This is a genomic window from Sphingosinicella sp., assembly GCF_041916975.1.
Taxonomy (GTDB): Bacteria; Pseudomonadota; Alphaproteobacteria; order Sphingomonadales; family Sphingomonadaceae; genus Sphingosinicella.
Map to the genome: position 1 here is coordinate 1,469,035 of NZ_JAYRYK010000001.1, position 17,523 is coordinate 1,486,557.

Here is a 17,523-nt window from a genome sequence, read left to right on the forward strand (position 1 = left end):
CTTCCCCGCTTGTTCGCGAACGCCACAACCACCAAGGCGGACGCATCGACTTGGATCTCGCAAAGCTTGCGGCCATGGCTCGCATGCACCCTCAGGCTCCGGGCGCGCCCGGCACCACGACCTCGGCGGCGATGCGTGCTTCTATCTCTGCCGTCACCTCGGCATAGAGATCGACATCTAGGTCGGGCGCACTGATCGAGATGGCTAGCGCATAGCGCGCCTTGTCGTTGGCTCGCTTCTGTCCGAGATGCGACTTCCACCAGCCGCCGACAGGCAGGATCGCGATTTCGTCGTGCGCGGCAAGGTCGACCGCAGGACCACGCCACAGGTCGCAGTGGAGCGAACCGGCCTGCATCGCCTGCGGGCCAAGCAGCCAATAGTCCGTCTCGGCGCCGACCTTCTCCGCCGCCTCGTCGGTCTTGCTGAGCCTCGCACGAAAATCGCGCGCGGTCTCGGTACGCTTCTTGAGCGCGAAGCGAAGGCCGAAAGAGCGGTATGTATCGGGCCGCGTGCCTGCCCGCCCGGACAGGTTCGGCTCGACGAAATAGGACAGTGTCACCTTCATCGTTACGGACGCATTCTCTAGCGCCTGGAGCGCCCCGCGGGGCCATGGAAGGTCGTAGAAATGGATAGCGTTGAACACGGCGCGGCCATCGTCGGTCAGCGCATAGGGCTGGATCTCGGCCTCTGCGATTAGCGTGATGTCATTTTTCGTCGAAGCGATGGCGCGCTCCAGATTGGGAACGCCGAAGCCGACCTCGCGCAGCAGGCTCTGCCTGGCGCCCTTAGTGATGCCCTTCCACGACCGTCCCCGGCCAATAAGCTTGGACCGGATAGGCTGCGGCCAGTCAGCGGCATGGACGGTAAGCGCGCGGTAGGTTTCGGGCCAGTAGCCCGGCAGCGCCGCCATCAGCTGGCCGACGAAATTGCCGGCCACCCCGGTCGCTGCACTCGTCGCCCAGAAGGGCACCAGTGGCTCTGTGGCGAGGTCCTTGCCGGAGGTCACCAGCGATACCGCCGGATGCCAACCGCAATAGTCCGCGCCGTCGACCATCATATTGCCAGCCTCGAACAGCACTTCGGGCTTGATCGGTGTGAGGTCGGGTGGAAGAATCTGCGACCCGCGGCTGAACGGGCTTTTGTGGTTGGCCTCTGCAAGCGGGGTCATCGCCGGGTCCGCGGCGGACAGCTCGACCTTGGCCGTATAGCCGCCGATGGTGAGCGCGTTCCAGCTTTGCGCCGGGTCTTCGAGCGAATGATGCTGTTCGACATCGGCCTTGAGCCCACCCTGCATATTGCCAGTCGCGATCATCACGAGCCGCTTGGGATGATCCTTGGCGGCGACATTGTCTTGCCGGTCGCCCGGCATCGCGCCCGAAGCGATCTGGTCGATCGCGCCGCTCCAGCTCGATGGCGCGTCCGGATCGAGATCCTCGGTCGACGATGCGATGCAGAAGCTGCGTGGCACGCCTGCACGCTCGATCTCGACGGTCGCTACCGCGGATTGAGTGACGATGCCGTATTTCGGCGGCTCCGTGGCGGGAAAGCCGGCGGGCGGCAGGAATTTCACCGATTCAACGTGATGGCTGAGCGGGACCACGCGGCCATCGGAAAGCGGGCCGGCCATATCGCCATGGACGACGAGACCGGCCATGCCGGTGCCGTGGCCGCCATGATCGGCATGATCATCCGGTCCCCATGCGGCGTTGACCGCCCAGGCGCCGGCGAGTGCCGGTGCGACCAGCGGGTGCGCGCCGGCAACGCCGGAATCGAGGATGCAGATGCTCGGCGCGCCTTCGGGCGGCGGGGTGAGACGCGCGAGATAATCCTCCACGAGTGCGTGCTGCCCAAGACCATGTTCACCGGTATCGAGCAAGGGTTCGACCACCGGCGCCGCGGCCCGGATTTCGCTGATCGTGCCGTGCAGCCGATCAGCGAGCTGGAGGATTGCGGCGGCGCTGGCATGAACAAACAGCACCACCGTATCGGGGAAGACCAAGCGGTCGGCATGGACGTCGAGGTTCATGGCCTGGCCGGCGGCTACGACCGCATTGACCACGGCATCGGGCCGTCGCAGCCATAATTCCCACCAGCGCGTGTCGGGCGACTGGAGATCGGGTGTGCCCGCGATCAGGTCACGCGCACTGGCTTCATGGAAGGCTTCGACGACCTCGAACTTGTCGACGTCGGGGCGCTCGCGGTTGCCAAGATCTTCCTCACCATAAGCAGTGATCCTTGCCTGAAGGAAGGCGCGCGCGTCATCGGGCACGAACAGGATCGCCCGCTCGGTGCGGTCGTCACCGCGTTCGGAGCGCAGCAACGCGATCTGCTGGGCGGCGAATTCGAGGCCGGCCGGGATCTTGGTGGCCTTGGCCTGCGGTGTCGGCGGCATCGTCTCCAGTTCGACGAGGACACCTCGCTTGCGCCCGGGAACCGCGATACGCTGGTCGGCGCCGGCTGCAGGAAGCGCGCCCAGCGCGTCGACGAGCTGCGCCAACAGCGTCTCGGCATGCGCATGATAATCCGCGCGCCGCTCGCGGGGATCGCGCTTCGACTTGGGATAGACATATTGCGCGTCGTCCTTCCAGCGCGCGATGGGGATATGTGGCAGCGGTCCCGCGCCAGCCTCTCCTTCGGACATGTTTCCCCCGCCTAACTTTATGATTCCTGTTAATCTCTCACTGGCGCGATCGGGATGTCATTACGCATGAAAGCGCCGGCGGAAAGATTGCCGGTCTTCGAGCGCAGTGCGCAGCCGCGCGACATCGATCGATTTGGCGTTTTCCAAGATCGCGTCCTTGAGCACGGCATCTGCGGCGCGCACGAGTTCACCCTGGCTGAGGCCATCGGTCATCGGCGCGATCGAACTCCAGGCCTTTGCCGTCAGGCGCAGCTGGCCCAGTCGCCGCGTCAGCAGAATGCGAGCCGCCTCGTGATCGGGTACATGATATTCGATGACCTCGTCGAAGCGGCGAGCGAGCGCCTTGTCGAGGATCTCGACATGGTTGGTCGCAGCAATGACGATGCTGTCGGTGCTGTTGGGCTCTTCCATGAAGGACAGGACCGAGTTCAGGACGCGACGGATTTCGCCGACATCATTGGGATCGCCGCGCCTGGAGCCAATCGCGTCGAATTCGTCGAGCAAATAGATACCGCGGGTCTGGGCGATCTGATCGAAGACGAGCCGCAGCTTTCCGGCGGTCTCGCCGAAGAAGCGGCTGAACAGGGATTCGAGCTTCACTGTGAACAGCGGCAAACGTAGTTCGCCGGCGAGCGCGGCGGCAGTCATCGTCTTGCCGGTTCCCGGCGGCCCGACAAGCAGCAGGTGCGTCGCCGGGATCTGCCCATGGTCGCGAAGCACAGCGCGTTGGCCCTGCTCGCGCACGACGCGTTCGAGGCGCGCACGAATGGCGTCGGTCAGCACCATGTTGGCAAGCGTGGTCTTGGGATAGGCGCTTTCGACCAGTCCCTGTAGTTCACCACGCGGTCGCGCCAACGGGATCGGCGTCTGGCCCGAGGGCGCTCCGCCTTGGCGCTCGCGCGCTTTCTGCACCAGCCGCTTCAGCGCGTTGGCGTCGGTCTCATTGCCAGCCCGTGCCTGTTGCGCAGCGATTTGCAAGGCGATCGAGAGAAACTGTTCTTGATCGCCCTCGACATGCGAGTTCAGGAGCGCAACGATTTGCTTGGTAGACATGAGCGCTCCTTTCTCTTGGTCATGACCTGAGCGCGGTCCCGGCACGACGCGGACCTTGCCCCCGCGTCGACCTCTATCAGAGCGGGATTCGACGCGCCATCACGGATTGAATACACGAGCTGTCCCGCCGGTTGCGGCCCAGCCATCTGCTGATTGCGGGACCGGTGCGGCCGCGCCCGATGGTCCAGCTGATGCTGTCGCCGTTCACCAAGCCTGCCGCTCTGAGGTAGGTAGCGGGATGTGACAGCTGAGAATGTACGGCAGCTATCAGGCAGCTTTATCTGGGCGCGAATGTCGGCAATGTTGGCGGAACTTCGGATTCCTCGCGCTGATCTGCAGGGGGATCCAGGTCCGCACCAGCGTGATCCTGGCGATGCACTATCCGCCGACTGCACTGGCCGCCAGACCAAGGAATCGACCGCGAACCAACTACTGCCCGAGCCGAGAGGGGCGCACACTTCGCGAAGGAAGGTCGGATTTCAAGGGGTGATCGCCTGGACCTTGCGACGCGACAACCCGCAGGTCGCCCAACGCCATCACGTCGCCGTCGCCGGCCATGATGTCCAGCTGGCGCGCATAAGCCCGCTCGACAGCATCCAGCGACCAACCCGACTTCGCGACGACAAAGCCGTCGAGGATACGCGGCGCACCGAATCCGAGCTGCCGGCGGCCCTTGATCTTTTTATCGTGAAGTACCGGGCGGCGGGCGACTGCTGCCACGACCGTGTCCCCGATCTCGGCCCAGGCATAGGCGAGCATACTCGCGAACTTGCGTGGGATGCGGCGCTCAGGAACAAAATCGATGCGCATGTAGCGCTCGCTGGCCAATGCGCAGAGAATTTCGAGCGGCCATGTCGCGGCGTTGAAGGCGCTAATCGATGTCGGCGGCAGCGGCTTGCCCGCCAGGGACGCGATCTGACGAACCACGTCGATCGACAAGCCAAGCCAGGGCCATCCGTCCCTCTGATCCTGACCTTGCATCTCGATGTATCCGAGATCAACCGACCGGCCGTTCAATTCGGCATCGATGTACACCTTGGCCTCGGGCTTGGTCGCCTGAAGGTTGGTGAACAGCGCCAAGTCTTCAATGTCCGCTTCGGTTGCGGCATTGAGCTTGGCCTTGGCGCGAATACGGCCTCCGGGCCCGAAGACGATGTCGAGGCACGGCGTTACGAGCCTCCAGGCCCGAGCATCGCCATCTTCCGCATCGAATAGCTTAGCTGCGACAGTGATCGATGGACCGGTAGGGAACGTCGCCCGCAGCCGCGCCGGTCGCCCTTCCGGAGACAGCCAAACTTGCACGTCGCGAAGATCGATCTCGGGCTGGCCCGAGCTGATCCCAAACCGCTCGCTGTGGAAGACGAAGCGATTGGCATGCCAACGGGGTTTAAGCCCGAGCTGGAGGTCGAGATAGTCGTCCTGGCTTTCGAGCTGCAAGGTAAAGGTGGCAGTACCGCGAGATTTGCTGAAGCCGATCGTCTGGTAGAGGTTCGTCTTTTGGGCAGCGTAAGGAGAGGCGACCGCCGCAATCTGCCCTTCGATCCAGCCGAGCAAATTGTCGATCTGCTCGTCACCTTCATCAAAGGTGACCGACAAATATTGCCGATGCGTGTCGGTTCGTCCCTCGGCGTCTGCTTGGCGAGCTGCGAGCAGCCAAGCTGCGATTAGGGTGCTCCAAACGTGCTTGGCGAAATAGCGCGGACCGTCTGCGCCCAGAACTACGAGCACGATAAAGGTTGGCAAGGACGAACCGGCATAACGCAGGGCATTGGCGAGACTGATCTGTACCGTCCGGCTTTCGCCTTCGGTCGCCTTGACCTGCACCAGTGCCGCGACCGGTCCGCGTTTCATGTCGAGCGCAATCGCGAGCTGTGGACGCGGTGGAAATTCTATAAATTTGTCCCAGCCATTGTCGTCCTCTTCGGACTTGTTGCACGTCACGCCAGCTTCCGAGCAAAGAAGACTGAAATGCTTCTCACCGCGACGGCCAATCATCTGGTTGTGCTTCGACATTTCGCTCCCGCTCTTCGCACGACCTTTTTGGACCGCCAAGGCTTGCTGCGCAAATCTTGGCGTGCGGAAAACGCGCTTGCAATCGTCGCCGCAATCCGCGGAACACGCCGCAGGTCAGCCTTAAGGCGATATCATCTTGATGAACGGCAGCTTTCAGGGAGATCATCATATGGCTCAAGTGGCCGCTTTGGCGGCGGCTATCGCCGCTGTTGCGATGCCTGAGACCGCGCAGGCCGCTACCAATCCAGTTCAACTCTTTGCCGTTACGTCCAGCTCAGCGATCCGTTCACTGCACACGGCATGGACAACGCGGCCGAGTTCCTCGACTTGGCTACCCAACCACTCCAGTTCCTCCGCAGAAATACGGTAGTGCTTCGAGTAGCGGGCCTTCACATAGGCCTCTTTCAGCTTCTCGAAGAGCGCGCGTTCCTTCTTCGTATCGCGCGGCCAGACATGGAAAAGGCGCCGGTCCAGCCGTTCGGCCTGCGTGCGCAGGAAGCCCAGATTATGGACGTGCGGCGTATAGAAGGTGCACACCAAGAGCACGCAATGGTAAAGGCTTTCGGTGGCCTGATGATAGAGGAATGCCGCCTCTTTGGGATAGCCGCGAGCTACCGCTTCCCTAGCCAGATCGAATTTGCGAAGGCCTGCCGGTAGCCACTCCTCGAAGTATTCCTTCGCCATGGCGAGCGCCTGTTTGGGCGTCTTGGGCTTGGGCGTATGGAACGGTGCGTCGTCGCTCTGGTAGAGCGCGATGCCGTCTTTCGCGAGGTCCATGAAGAAGTACCGGCCATGCGCGAGCCCGTCGTTCACCTCCTGCAGCGTGTGCACGATGAAGTTGACCGGGGTCTTCAGGGCCTTCGTGATGCCGTACTCGCGCATCAGCTGGTCTTCGGCCTTTTCCCAGTAGGGGATGCGGTCGGTGAGGCGTTTGTCGTTGACGACAACAAGCAGGTCGAAGTCGGACTTGTAGCCTTTGGCGGTATGCGGCTCGTCGACCCAGCCGCCGCGCGCGTAGCTGCCGTAGAGCACGACCTTGAGGATTCGGCCCTTCTTCTTCCATGCCTGCGTCGCAAGTGCAGTCGCTTCCTCGAACCCCGCGAACAGCACCTCGAGCACGCGCTCAAGCTCGCGCTGCTTTGCGGGCGGAAGATGATCGAGGCTCGTGCGCATAGGAGACCTTCCTAGCAACTCAGATATGACTTTGCACTGCAAGAACAGGCTGTTGCCGCAAGTGCGGACCCCGCAACCCCCTGATCAGAGGGTTGCAGCCTTGTGCAGCGCCACCAGTGCCGCCGCCATGCGGGTTTCGACCTCTTGGGTGGTGAGGCCCAGCCGCAGCGCGATGCGGTCGTTGAGGAGGTCGTCCCAGGCGAGCTCCATCACCTGCTGCGACACGGGATCGAGCGCCGCGAACGCCGCGCGGTAGGGCCTGCCGATCTTCAATATGTGCCGGACGGCTTTCCGCATGTGCCAGCGCACCCGCCACTCACCGATGCCGAGCTCTGCGGCGATCTCGGCGTAGGACTTGCCTTCGACCCTGTGCGCGATGAACACCATCAGCGTTCGCTCGGGGAGCTTCCGCAGCCATGCCCGCATGACAGCGTGACGATCCCGCTCAAGGGGCGCACCGGGTTCAGGTACAGATTTGCCGTTCATCATCCTTACTCCTGCCAAAGCCGCGGCCCCGGCCGGAGGGCGGGGGCGGGCGGCAGGAACGGGATCCGGCGGGCCGCATGAGGCGGCCTGCACCCGAAGGGCTGGAACGAATGTGTGGACGGCCAAAGCAAGCCTCTCATTGCCCTTTCCTTTCTCTTTCCTTCCGCACCCGGCCCCGGAGGGGATAGGCGGCGAGAAACTCCCGAAAAGGCCCGCTACAGAGGCAGGCGGCACCCGCAGGGCCGGAACATCGTGAAGGACCCTGAGCATCGCGAAGGGTTGCGGCCTGCCGGAGCGGGCCTAGCAGGGAGCGCCGGCTACCCCTTCCGGGGCCGGTCGATCACAACGCCATCGCGCGATCAGCGCGATGACAGTTGGTCTTCAGATTATTGCGCGAGGCAGCGCCGAGTATCTTACGAACGGTTGGGTGCGGTCATGTGTCCGGCCTATCGGTGCGGCACTTGGCCGCTGGCCCTGATGAAATCCGCGGATCGATCGTTCCATCAGAGGAACGGGCTCGAAGGCTCCCTTCGTTTTCCGAACTGATCGATCCCCGGCTCAGCCGGTTCGTCATCATGGCTCAAACACCACCTCGCGCTTCCTTCGGAGCGGACTCCGGCGGAAACGCGAAACCCGGTTAGCAGGCCGGAGACGGCGCGCGATAAGCGCCGCCTCGTGTCAACACGGCCCAGATTATGCGCGCGGTCTTGTTCGCCCAAGCGACAGCCGCGACAAGCGGCGGACGACGCGACAAGATCGCGAGCAACCAAGGCAAGGCTTTAGCGGGATCGACTCTTGCGCGTCTGATGATCGTAAAGGCGCCGAGAACCAGGAGCGTGCGAAGCGTCTGATCGCCCGCTTTGGTAATCCTGCCGAGCCGTGCTTTGCCGCCGCTACTATTTTGGCGCGGGGTCAACCCGAGCCACGCCGCGAAATCCCGCCCGGTCGAAAAACGCGATAGATCACCCGCAAGGGCGACAATGGTGGTAGATGTGACGGGACCGATGCCGGGAATGGTACAGAGGCGTCGGCATGCATCATCGATCCGCGCATTGGCCTGAATCTCTAGATCAAGGGTGGCGAGTTGCCGTTCGACATTGCGGATCGCTTCCGCGATCATGGCATAGGTGTTGCGGATGAGATCGGGCATCCGCTCATCACGGGCATCAGCGATCCTGAGCAACTCGTTCGCGCCGCCAAGGCCAGTGGTCGTTATGATGCCGAACTCCGCCAAGCCGGCGCGCAGGCCATTCAGCAATGCGGTGCGCTGTCCGACGAGCTGCGTGCGCATCCGGTGCATCAGGGCGAGAGCCTGTGTGTCAGGCGCCTTCACCGGCACAAACCGCATATTGGGCCGCTCGACAGCTTCACAAATCGCTTCGGCGTCGGCGGCGTCATTCTTCGACCGCTTCACATATGGCTTCACGTAATGTGCCGGCATCAACCGCACTTCATGCCCCAGCGCCGACAGCTCGCGCGCCCAATAATGCGCCGTGGCGCATGCCTCGATACCGATTAGGCAGGGCGGCAGGGCTTCGAAGAAAACGCGCATCTGATTGCGGTTCAATCGCTTACGGATCGCGACCTCGCCATCTTCGTCTATGCCGTGGACCTGAAATACGGTCTTGGCGATATCGAGCCCGATCGTTGTCACCTTCATTGCTACCTCCATCCCTGCGCCGGCGAATCAGACCGGCTAGCAACGAATGCCGCAACCGGAGCCGTCCCACCTCATCAGAGGAAGACCTGCCGCAGGCAGGTTGCAGGCCGGTGCGGCTCGCCCAAAGCCCCGTGACGCCCGCTCCCGTTCCTCAGGACGGCACAAACGACAACACCCCGCCCGAAAGCGAGGTGTCACCAGACATGGCGCAAGGCGCCCTGTCCTCAGGATCAGATCCGCGCCGCCACACGGCGGCGCGAGAACTGACAATGATCAGTACGGGATCGGCTGATCGGTGAACACGGTCACCATCTGCCCGGGCAGCATCACCGCAGAGCGTCCGCTTACCAGCCAGGTTGCAAACACAGCCGCAACGGTGTTGCCCTTGCCTTCCTGCCGGTGCGTACCGCGCATCTTGTAGTCGGCGCCGCGGACATTGATCTTGTCGAAGCTGAGCTCGAACTTGCCCGACTTGCCGCCAACGGCCTTGCCGGTCTTCCACGTCACCGTGGCCTCGACCTTCGAGCCGCGCGGTATGGCGACTTCGCCGGCTTCCTGAACGTCATTCACCACGGTGAACTGGAACTTGTCGCCGACTTCGACTTTCTTCGAGGTGATCTCGCCGTCCGATGTGATCGAAACCTGCGTGCTTGCCGGAAGTGCTCGGGCGACCGGTGTCTCGGCGACCGGTTCGGGAACCGCTGCCTCAGCGGCCGGCGCAGACGCCGCCGCAGGTTCGGCGGGCGCTGCGGTTTCGGCAGGCGCGACTTCCTGCGCATGGAGCGGCGCTGCCGCAAAGCACAAAGCCGCGGATACAGTTGCTATGACGATTTTCATGATGCCCCCATGGATGTGCGCAAGTGCACACTGTGGCAGCACCATATCGTTACGGGGGTGTCAACGTAGCGTGTAAGGCGGTCCCAAGAAAACAGGCGCCGCCACGCGGGCGGCGCCCGTTGCGGTCAGGCCTTCTTCTTGCCGCGGCCCGGTGTGGTACGCTTGGTGCCGAGGCCGATCTTCTTCGCCAGTTCCTGGCGCTGCAGCGCATAGTTCGGAGCGACCATCGGATAGTCGGCAGGAAGGCCCCACTTCGCGCGGTATTCATCGGGCGTCAGGTTGTAGTGCGTCATCAAGTGACGCTTCAGCATCTTGAGCTTCTTGCCGTCTTCAAGGCAGACGATGAAGTCAGGCTTCACTGAGGCGCGGATGGAAACGGCCGGTTCCTGCTTGGGCTTTTCCGGCTCCATGGTGCCGCCCACGTTGGCGAGCGCAGCGTAGACGTTCTGGATGAGCGTCGGCAGGTCGGAGACCGCGACCGTGTTGTTCGCGACATGCGAAGAGACGATGTCGGCGGTAAGCGCCAGGACATCCTGATGCGTGTTCTGTTCAGTCATGAAGTAAGACCCCGTTGGTTTTGCGTCCTGCTTCATTGCCGGACTTGCGCGCTGCCCTACACGAACGCGCATGAACGCGAAATTGCTGAAACGACATCCGGTTCCATGCTTTTATACTTTTGACGCAAAGTGATTCGTATCCACCTTTGCTCTGTGGAACCTCCTGAGACGGTAAATCGCGGCCAGCTTCAAAAATATCTTTGCGTCAATAAGTGTCAATTGGTGTTCACCAGCGTCCGTGTGTTTCCAGAACGTACTATTCGCCTGTCTGGCGCCATTTTGGCACTCTTGACGCGCGTGCCAATTCTGGACTTCCTAATCTGCGTTTGGGGAAAGCTGACAACCGCTTAAGGAAGGACCAGCCATGTCCCATGACCGTATCCTGCGCTTGCACACTGTCCTAGACCGCACCGGGCTCAGCCGCTCGACGCTCTACCGGAAGATGCAAAGCGGCACGTTTCCAAGGCAGGTCCGGATCGCCACGCGTTGCACCGGCTGGCGCGAGTCCGCCGTCAGCGCATGGATGAAGAACCCCATGTTCTTCCATGTTGATGATCTGCCCGCGGAGTAGGCTAAGCCTTTCTGGACAAGATGAGGGCGTGCCCGCTATCGGCACGCCATGGCAATCATCGCAACGATCATGAACACGGCCACAGGCCAGCCCATTCAGAAGATGACCTTCGGTCGCATGCCCAAGCCGTGGGCGACGTTCAATCTGGAGACCGGGGAGCGCGTCACCGCGGACCGCGTGCATGTCGGCAAGCCTGCGCCGGGCAAGTTCATCGCACCCGTCGAAGTGTGGGTCACACCGAAAGCAGATTGAGCGAAATACTCAGCTGAGCTTTCCTGCACGAAGCTCGTCAAGATGGTCGCTCCACCACTGGTGCATAGCCACTCGCTCGTCCCAGTAACGGCCTCGGTTATAAATTCCTCTGACCGCGTTCGTGTCGGCGTGGGCAAGCGATCGCTCGATTGCGTCAGCACTCCATTGTCCGCTCTCGTTAAGCAGCGTGGAGGCTGTTGTCCGGAGTCCGTGCGCCGTTATCTCTCCCACCGTGTAACCCATACGTCGAAATGCCTGATTGATCGTATTTTCGCTCTGCGGTCTTTGGGAGGTATGGAAAGCCGGAAAGAGAAAGCCTTCGGGGCCGGTGACCGCGTAAAGCTCATTCAGGTACCGAAGCACCTGTCGGGAAAGTGGCACAGCATGGGGACGACGCATCTTCATGCGTTCAGCGGGAATTTTCCAGATTGAGGCTTCGAGGTCGATCTCTGACCACAGTGCCTTTCTGAGTTCTCCAGGGCGCGCCATCACATGGGGCGCGATCTGCATTGCGAGGCGCGTGATTGTGTTGCCGGAGTAGGCCTCTATCGCTCGTAGCAGCTCTCCAACGGCATCTGGATCAAGCAATGCGCCGTGATGCTTGGTCTTCGGAGTGATCAAAGCCCCGCGAAGGAGTGATGTGGGGTCCGTCTCACCCCGGCCAGTAGCAACGGCATACCGGAAGACCCGGCTGGCGAACGAGCGGCAGCGACGGGCAGTTTCATGTTTTCCTCGTGCTTCAAGTCGCTTCAATGCGGAGAGCACGTCAAGGGGCTTGAGGTCGCTAATGGGAAAGCTGGCGATAGGCTTCAGCTGTTCCAGAATCCAGTTGGCTTTGGTCGTCGTCGTCTCGGCCCGTCCCTCAGCAACCATTTTGTCGATGTATTCCTTGGCAAGGTCACCGAAAGTGTTGGCAGCCGCATAGGCAGCATTCAATTTCTCGCGCTTCCGCTCGGCAAGCGGATCACGGTTGTTTGCGAGACTTATTCGTGCCTCGTCGCTTTTCCGGCGGGCATCCGCGAGGCCGACATCTGGATATACGCCAAGCGCAATGCGTTTTTCCTTGCCTTGATAAAGATACTTGTAACGCCACAGCTTTGCACCTGTGGGCCGCACCTCAATATACAAACCGCGCCCATCGGTGCACTTGTAGCTTCGATCCTTCGTTTTGAGTGCGCGAATTGCTACATCCGTAAGAGCCATCGCTGATCTCCTTCAAAAAGGGCCAGTCCGCGCCACCGCCATCACTACATTTCAGCACTCGGGCCACCGTATTTTCACGGGCCACCGATGCCCTTTTTGGTGGCCCGTTTTTGGCTGAGATGGAGTGAAACTCTCTCGGATGCCATAGGACAGGACCAAGAGAAAAATGGCAGATTCCTGCCGTTTTGTCGATGTTTTTGGGATGCTCTGAGGAGAACAAATGGTGCCCAGGAAAGGACTCGAACCTTCACGCCGTTACCGGCACTAGCACCTGAAGCTAGCGCGTCTACCAATTCCGCCACCTGGGCACGGGGTCGGATGCTCTCGCTTTCGCGAGGCGATGCGGGTTACGGTCCGTCCCCGTGCTTGTCAATGGGCGTGCGTATGGAATATGCGGCGCGGGAACCATTTGGACTGGCCGGAAGGATTATAGTTGTGGCGAAGCTGATTACGATCTTCGGCGGTTCGGGCTTCGTGGGGCGCTATGTCGTGCAGGCGCTGGCGAAGACGGGGGCGCGGCTGCGCGTCGCGACGCGTGATCCCCACCTTGCCCTGCACGTGCGTCCGCTCGCGGCGCTCGGCCAGCTCGATTTCGTCCGCACGGACCTTGGGAACGCCGCCTCGCTCGCCCGCGCGGTCGAGGGCGCGGACGCGGTCGTCAACCTCATCGGCACGCTTTCCGATTCGCACGGTGGCTTCGAGGCGGTGCACGTGAAGGGCGCCGGAGCCATCGCGAAGGCGGCTGCAGCGGCGGGCGCGACCTCGCTGGTGCACGTCTCGGCGCTCGGTGCCGACGCCGAGAGCGAGTCGGGCTACGGCCGCAGCAAGGCGCTTGGCGAGACCGCCGTGCGCGCGGCCTTCCCGAAGGCCACCATCTTGCGCCCGTCGGTGATCTTCGGCCCGGAGGACGGCTTCCTGAACCGCTTCGCCGGTATGCTTCGCCTGCCGGTGGTGCCGGTGGTGACGCCGGGCACGAAGTTCCAGCCGGTCTATGTGGTAGACGTAGCGCGCGCCATCGCGGCCGCGGCCTGCGAGCCCCAGCTCCACGCGGGCAAGACGGTGTCGCTCGGCGGCCCCGACGTGCTGACGATGCGCGCGCTGCTCGAATGGCTCGCCGAGACCACGGGGCGGACGCCCACGTTTGTCGATGTGCCGGATGCCGCCGCGGGCCTGCTCGCGCGTTTCACCGGCTGGCTGCCGGGCGCGCCGCTCACCAGTGACCAGTGGAAGATGCTGCAGAGCGACAACGTCGTGCCCGAAGGCGCGCCTGGCCTTGCCGCGCTCGGGGTGGCCGCGACGCCGATGGCGGCCGTCGCGCCCGGCTGGCTCGTCCGCTTCCGCCCGCACGGCCGTTTCAGCGTCGCCTGACGCCCCCATTCCGGAGATCGCTTCATGAACGGGCAGTCGATTCTCGACATCATCCTGCTTGGCATCGTCGAGGGCCTCACGGAGTTCATTCCGGTTTCGTCGACGGGGCACCTCGTGCTCGCGGGCGAACTGCTCGGCTTCAAGGGCGACGTCGGCCCCACGTTCAACATCGTCATCCAGCTCGGCGCGATCCTGGCGGTCGTCGTCGCTTACTGGCGGCGGTTCCTCGATGTGATCGTCGGGCTCCCGCGGGAGCGGGGGGCGCAGCTGTTCACGCTCAACGTCGCGCTTGGCGTACTGCCGTCGCTCGTCGTCGGCGCGTTCGCCTACAGCGCCGTGAAGGCCATGCTGGAAAGCCCGATGATCGTGGCGGTCGCGCTCATCGTCGGCGGCATCGCCATCCTTGTCATCGAGCGCTTCGTGAAGCCGGGCAAGACGGACAGCGTGGAAGCGATGCCGTGGCGGACGGCGCTCGGCATCGGCCTTGTCCAGTGCCTTTCGATGGTGCCCGGCGTTTCCCGATCGGGCGCGACGATCATGGGCGCGCTCCTGCTGGGGGTGGAACGCAAGACCGCGGCCGAATTCAGCTTCTTCGTGGCCGTGCCCACCATGGTCGCCGCCACATGCTATGAGCTTTACAAGAGCCACGCCCTGCTCGCCAGCGAGGCGTTCGGCGCGATCGCGCTCGGTTTCGTCGTTTCCTTCATCGTCGCACTCGTCGTGATCCGGGGCTTCGTGGCCATTGTCGGCCGCTACGGGTTCGCCCCGTTCGCTTGGTACCGAATCATCGCCGGCAGCATCGCCGCAATCTGGCTGATGATGTAGAAAGGTCCGATACGGCCATTTATTGACCCACAAAAACTGCGAACGATTCTTGATAAGCCTCTTTCCGCACAATAATAGGTAATAATAGCTTACCTATTTGTCGAAAATTGCGTGACAAGCGCCGTTTGCGACCGTAAAAGCCGCGCCGGAACCGCAAGGGGAAATCGGGTGGCCGAAAAGGATATGTTGAAGTTCGTGGGGCTCGCGCAGGCGTTCCCGGAGAAGCGCCCGGCCGCCGAACGCGACGACGATTTCCTCGAGATCAACCGCACCTACATCCTCGCGAAGGCCGAGGAGCAGGCCTCGCGCTGCTCGCAGTGCGGCGTGCCCTTCTGTCAGGTCCACTGCCCGCTTCACAACAACATTCCGGATTGGCTGCGCCTCACCGCCGAAGGCCGCCTGCAGGAGGCGTACGAGCTCTCCGAATCCACCTCCACCATGCCCGAGGTGTGCGGCCGCATCTGCCCGCAGGACCGCCTGTGCGAGGGCAATTGCGTGATCGAGCAGTCCGGCCACGGTGCAGTCACCATCGGCTCGGTTGAAAAGTTCATCACCGACACCGCGTGGAAGGAAGGCTGGGTCCGCCCGCTGCGCCCGCTCAGCGATCGTTCCGGCCAGTCCGTCGGCATCATCGGCGCGGGGCCTGCGGGCGTCACCGCCGCCGAATATCTGCGCCGCCGCGGCTACGACGTGCACGTCTACGATCGCCACGATCGCGGCGGCGGCCTCCTCACCTATGGCATCCCCGGCTTCAAGCTGGAAAAAGAGGTCGTCATGCGCCGCCTCGCGCGGCTCGAGGAAGGCGGCATCGTCTTCCACTACAATTTCGAGGTCGGCCGCGACCTGACGCTCGCCGCGCTCCGCGCGAAGCATGATGCGCTGCTCGTCGCCACCGGCGTCTACAAGGCGCGCGACATCAAGGCGCCGGGCGTTGGCGCAGGCGGCGTCATCCCCGCGCTCGATTACCTGATCGCCTCCAACCGCAAGAGCTTCGGCGACAGCGTGCCCGCCTTCGAGGACGGATCGCTGAACGCGGAAGGCAAGCACGTCGTCGTCATCGGCGGCGGCGACACCGCGATGGACTGCGTGCGCACCGCCGTGCGGCAGGGCGCAGCTTCAGTGAAGTGCCTCTACCGCCGCGACCGCGCCAACATGCCGGGCTCGCAGCGCGAGGTGGCGAACGCGGAAGAAGAAGGCGTCGAGTTCGTCTGGCTCTCCGCGCCGCAGGCGTTCGACGACAAGGACGGCAAGGTCGCGGGCGTGCGCGCGCAGCAGATGCGTCTCGGTGCGCCGGACGCCTCCGGCCGCCGCGCGCCGGAAGTGGTCGAGGGCGGTGATTTCCGCGTCGAGGCCGATCTCGTGATCAAGGCGCTCGGCTTCGATCCCGAAGACCTGCCGCAGCTGTTCGGCGCGCCCGATCTCACCGTCACGCGCTGGGGCACGCTCCGCACCGACCACAAGACGATGATGACGAGCGTGGACGGCGTGTTCGCCGCCGGCGACATCGTGCGCGGCGCGAGCCTCGTCGTCTGGGCGATCCGCGACGGCCGCGACGTCGCGAAGACGATGCACACGTATCTCGCCGCGCGGGCGGGCGCATCAGCCAAGAAAGCCGCCGCATGAAAATCCGCCTCTTCACGCTCACGGCGGCGCTGCTGCTCTCCGCCGCCCCCGCCCTCGCGGCAGAGCCCGACCGCGCGGCGCAGCTTGTCGCCCTCATGGGTGTCGAAGCCAAACTCGACGAGGTGTTCAGCACGCTCGTGCCGATGTTCGGCACGCAGGTCGTCGCGCAGCTCGAAAACGACAAGGGCACCAGCAACGCCGTTCGCAATCTCATCGAGAACGGTCGCGGCGGTCGGGAGCGGCTGCAGAAGATTCTGGCCGAGGAATTCCTCGCCGAACTGCGCAAGGCGTATCCGGCAATGCTCGCCGATTTCACGGCCGCCTATCGGGGCGCACTCTCGCCGGCCGAACTCGATGCCGCGATCGCCTTCCTGAAAAGCCCGGCCGGACAGAAATTCATCGCCGCCGAAAAACAGACGCAGGCGAGCATGAAGGCCATCGGCGAACGCGCCGGAATGACCGCCGGCATGGCCGCTGTCTCGAACGGATTTGCCCGCGCGCAGCGCGAAATGCTGGATGAAGCGAAATGAGCGCATACCGGTCCGGAATCGCACTTGGTGCACTCTGGCTGGCGTTTATCGTCAGTCCGTCGACCGCAGGTGCCCAAGAAGCAGCGGCTGAGATATCCTTGCCCGCCCCTATTCCGGCTACGGCTTTGCAGTTGGCCGAGGAATGGGTGCCGTGGGACCCACTGGTAACGAAAACGGTAGATACGCTGGTTGCGGCCCATAGTGACTCTTTGCTGCGTAGTCCCGATATCGTCGCGGCAGACAAGCGATTTCCTGGCCTGATAAAGACTGCGGTCTCAGCCACGAGACAGCACACAACCGCGACGGCTCGTCGCGCACAGCGCGAGCTGACAGCGCAGCTCTCCGGCATGATCGGAACGGATATGACGACAGATCATATCAATCAGACCTATGGCTTCATCAAAAGCCCCGCGGGTGAAGCATACAAAAAGCTTTTGGGATCGTTCACCGAAAGCGTCGAAATCACAGACGAAGAAATTGTTCGCAGAATGAACAACGAGAATATGGCGACGATGAATGCGTTTCTCGGCACACCGGCAGGAACCGTGTCCAAAACTCTCTATGCGCAGTTTTTCCCCAGCGCACTCGCGTCTCTTGGGCACACCATGCAACAGGATGCCCAGGCAGCGTCCAAGGCGGGTATCGACGCCATGAACGCGCACATCGCCAAGCTTGCCAAGCAGACGAAGCCGGCAACTCCGAAATGAATTCCTTCGATCTTGTCGCGGCTG

At 62.9% G+C, this 17,523-nt stretch carries 16 protein-coding genes and 1 tRNA gene; 7 read left to right on the forward strand and 10 right to left on the reverse strand.

Features of this window, described 5'->3' with window-relative positions:
• Window positions 1-91: 91 nt before the first annotated feature.
• The 8 genes from ACE3TJ_RS06890 to ACE3TJ_RS06925 form a co-directional block, all read right to left on the reverse strand.
• Window positions 92-2,641 (reverse strand): S8 family serine peptidase, encoded by a 2,550-nt coding sequence (locus tag ACE3TJ_RS06890; protein WP_374595183.1) that lies wholly within the window; start codon window positions 2,639-2,641, stop codon window positions 92-94.
• A gap of 60 nt (window positions 2,642-2,701) precedes the next feature.
• Window positions 2,702-3,739 carry an AAA family ATPase gene (locus tag ACE3TJ_RS06895; RefSeq protein ID WP_374595185.1) on the reverse strand — a complete coding sequence of 346 codons (1,038 nt, stop codon included), beginning with the start codon at window positions 3,737-3,739 and terminating at the stop codon, window positions 2,702-2,704.
• Between the two features lie 384 nt (window positions 3,740-4,123).
• Window positions 4,124-5,707, reverse strand: a complete 1,584-nt coding sequence (locus ACE3TJ_RS06900) for a hypothetical protein (protein WP_374595187.1) — start codon at window positions 5,705-5,707, stop codon at window positions 4,124-4,126.
• A 249-nt stretch (window positions 5,708-5,956) separates the two neighbouring features.
• A complete protein-coding gene (locus ACE3TJ_RS06905) occupies window positions 5,957-6,880 on the reverse strand; it encodes a nucleotidyltransferase and HEPN domain-containing protein (RefSeq protein WP_374595189.1) in 924 nt (307 codons plus the stop codon).
• Window positions 6,881-6,964: 84 nt separating this feature from the next.
• Window positions 6,965-7,366: a sigma factor-like helix-turn-helix DNA-binding protein gene (locus ACE3TJ_RS06910; RefSeq protein ID WP_374595191.1), complete on the reverse strand. Its 402-nt coding sequence runs from the start codon at window positions 7,364-7,366 to the stop codon at window positions 6,965-6,967.
• A 637-nt stretch (window positions 7,367-8,003) separates the two neighbouring features.
• A complete protein-coding gene (locus tag ACE3TJ_RS06915) occupies window positions 8,004-9,026 on the reverse strand; it encodes an IS110 family transposase (protein ID WP_374595193.1) in 1,023 nt (340 codons plus the stop codon).
• A 273-nt stretch (window positions 9,027-9,299) separates the two neighbouring features.
• Window positions 9,300-9,863: a hypothetical protein gene (locus tag ACE3TJ_RS06920; RefSeq protein WP_374595195.1), complete on the reverse strand. Its 564-nt coding sequence runs from the start codon at window positions 9,861-9,863 to the stop codon at window positions 9,300-9,302.
• A gap of 125 nt (window positions 9,864-9,988) precedes the next feature.
• Complete coding sequence (locus ACE3TJ_RS06925) at window positions 9,989-10,420, reverse strand: MucR family transcriptional regulator (protein ID WP_374595197.1); 432 nt, start codon at window positions 10,418-10,420, stop codon at window positions 9,989-9,991.
• 364 nt (window positions 10,421-10,784) lie between these two features.
• Between ACE3TJ_RS06925 and ACE3TJ_RS06930 the strand changes: the two genes are divergently transcribed.
• Entirely contained in the window at window positions 10,785-10,991 is a 207-nt protein-coding gene (locus ACE3TJ_RS06930; protein WP_374595199.1) for a helix-turn-helix transcriptional regulator, read from the forward strand.
• Window positions 10,992-11,039: 48 nt separating this feature from the next.
• The gene (locus tag ACE3TJ_RS06935) at window positions 11,040-11,243 is read left to right on the forward strand and encodes a hypothetical protein (RefSeq protein ID WP_374595201.1); all 204 of its coding nucleotides are present in this window, start codon (window positions 11,040-11,042) and stop codon (window positions 11,241-11,243) included.
• A 9-nt stretch (window positions 11,244-11,252) separates the two neighbouring features.
• On the opposite strand, the gene ACE3TJ_RS06940 is transcribed toward ACE3TJ_RS06935, so the two are convergent.
• Window positions 11,253-12,446 (reverse strand): tyrosine-type recombinase/integrase, encoded by a 1,194-nt coding sequence (locus ACE3TJ_RS06940; protein ID WP_374595203.1) that lies wholly within the window; start codon window positions 12,444-12,446, stop codon window positions 11,253-11,255.
• Between the two features lie 221 nt (window positions 12,447-12,667).
• Window positions 12,668-12,754: transfer RNA gene (locus ACE3TJ_RS06945), tRNA-Leu, on the reverse strand.
• Between the two features lie 127 nt (window positions 12,755-12,881).
• On the opposite strand from ACE3TJ_RS06945, the gene ACE3TJ_RS06950 reads away from it, so the two are divergent.
• From ACE3TJ_RS06950 to ACE3TJ_RS06970, 5 genes are all read left to right on the forward strand, one after another.
• On the forward strand, window positions 12,882-13,814 hold the full coding sequence (locus ACE3TJ_RS06950; protein ID WP_374595205.1) for a complex I NDUFA9 subunit family protein: 933 nt from the start codon (window positions 12,882-12,884) through the stop codon (window positions 13,812-13,814).
• 24 nt (window positions 13,815-13,838) lie between these two features.
• Window positions 13,839-14,639 carry an undecaprenyl-diphosphate phosphatase gene (locus ACE3TJ_RS06955; RefSeq protein WP_374595207.1) on the forward strand — a complete coding sequence of 267 codons (801 nt, stop codon included), beginning with the start codon at window positions 13,839-13,841 and terminating at the stop codon, window positions 14,637-14,639.
• Between the two features lie 168 nt (window positions 14,640-14,807).
• Window positions 14,808-16,262 (forward strand): NAD(P)-dependent oxidoreductase, encoded by a 1,455-nt coding sequence (locus ACE3TJ_RS06960; protein ID WP_374595209.1) that lies wholly within the window; start codon window positions 14,808-14,810, stop codon window positions 16,260-16,262.
• A complete protein-coding gene (locus tag ACE3TJ_RS06965) occupies window positions 16,259-16,792 on the forward strand; it encodes a DUF2059 domain-containing protein (RefSeq protein ID WP_374595211.1) in 534 nt (177 codons plus the stop codon). Before ACE3TJ_RS06960 ends, ACE3TJ_RS06965 begins: the two co-directional genes overlap by 4 nt.
• Window positions 16,789-17,499 (forward strand): hypothetical protein, encoded by a 711-nt coding sequence (locus ACE3TJ_RS06970; RefSeq protein WP_374595213.1) that lies wholly within the window; start codon window positions 16,789-16,791, stop codon window positions 17,497-17,499. The genes ACE3TJ_RS06965 and ACE3TJ_RS06970 overlap by 4 nt, the downstream gene beginning before the upstream one ends.
• Window positions 17,500-17,523 lie beyond the last annotated feature (24 nt).

Coding starts and splice junctions, on each gene's coding strand:
- ACE3TJ_RS06890 (WP_374595183.1), bottom strand. CDS start 2,641: ATGTCCGAAGGAGAGGCTGGCGCGGGACCGCTGCCACATATCCCCATC.
- ACE3TJ_RS06900 (WP_374595187.1), bottom strand. CDS start 5,707: ATGTCGAAGCACAACCAGATGATTGGCCGTCGCGGTGAGAAGCATTTC.
- ACE3TJ_RS06905 (WP_374595189.1), bottom strand. CDS start 6,880: ATGCGCACGAGCCTCGATCATCTTCCGCCCGCAAAGCAGCGCGAGCTT.
- ACE3TJ_RS06910 (WP_374595191.1), bottom strand. CDS start 7,366: ATGAACGGCAAATCTGTACCTGAACCCGGTGCGCCCCTTGAGCGGGAT.
- ACE3TJ_RS06915 (WP_374595193.1), bottom strand. CDS start 9,026: ATGAAGGTGACAACGATCGGGCTCGATATCGCCAAGACCGTATTTCAG.
- ACE3TJ_RS06920 (WP_374595195.1), bottom strand. CDS start 9,863: ATGAAAATCGTCATAGCAACTGTATCCGCGGCTTTGTGCTTTGCGGCA.
- ACE3TJ_RS06925 (WP_374595197.1), bottom strand. CDS start 10,420: ATGACTGAACAGAACACGCATCAGGATGTCCTGGCGCTTACCGCCGAC.
- ACE3TJ_RS06930 (WP_374595199.1), top strand. CDS start 10,785: ATGTCCCATGACCGTATCCTGCGCTTGCACACTGTCCTAGACCGCACC.
- ACE3TJ_RS06935 (WP_374595201.1), top strand. CDS start 11,040: ATGGCAATCATCGCAACGATCATGAACACGGCCACAGGCCAGCCCATT.
- ACE3TJ_RS06940 (WP_374595203.1), bottom strand. CDS start 12,446: ATGGCTCTTACGGATGTAGCAATTCGCGCACTCAAAACGAAGGATCGA.
- ACE3TJ_RS06955 (WP_374595207.1), top strand. CDS start 13,839: ATGAACGGGCAGTCGATTCTCGACATCATCCTGCTTGGCATCGTCGAG.
- ACE3TJ_RS06965 (WP_374595211.1), top strand. CDS start 16,259: ATGAAAATCCGCCTCTTCACGCTCACGGCGGCGCTGCTGCTCTCCGCC.
- ACE3TJ_RS06970 (WP_374595213.1), top strand. CDS start 16,789: ATGAGCGCATACCGGTCCGGAATCGCACTTGGTGCACTCTGGCTGGCG.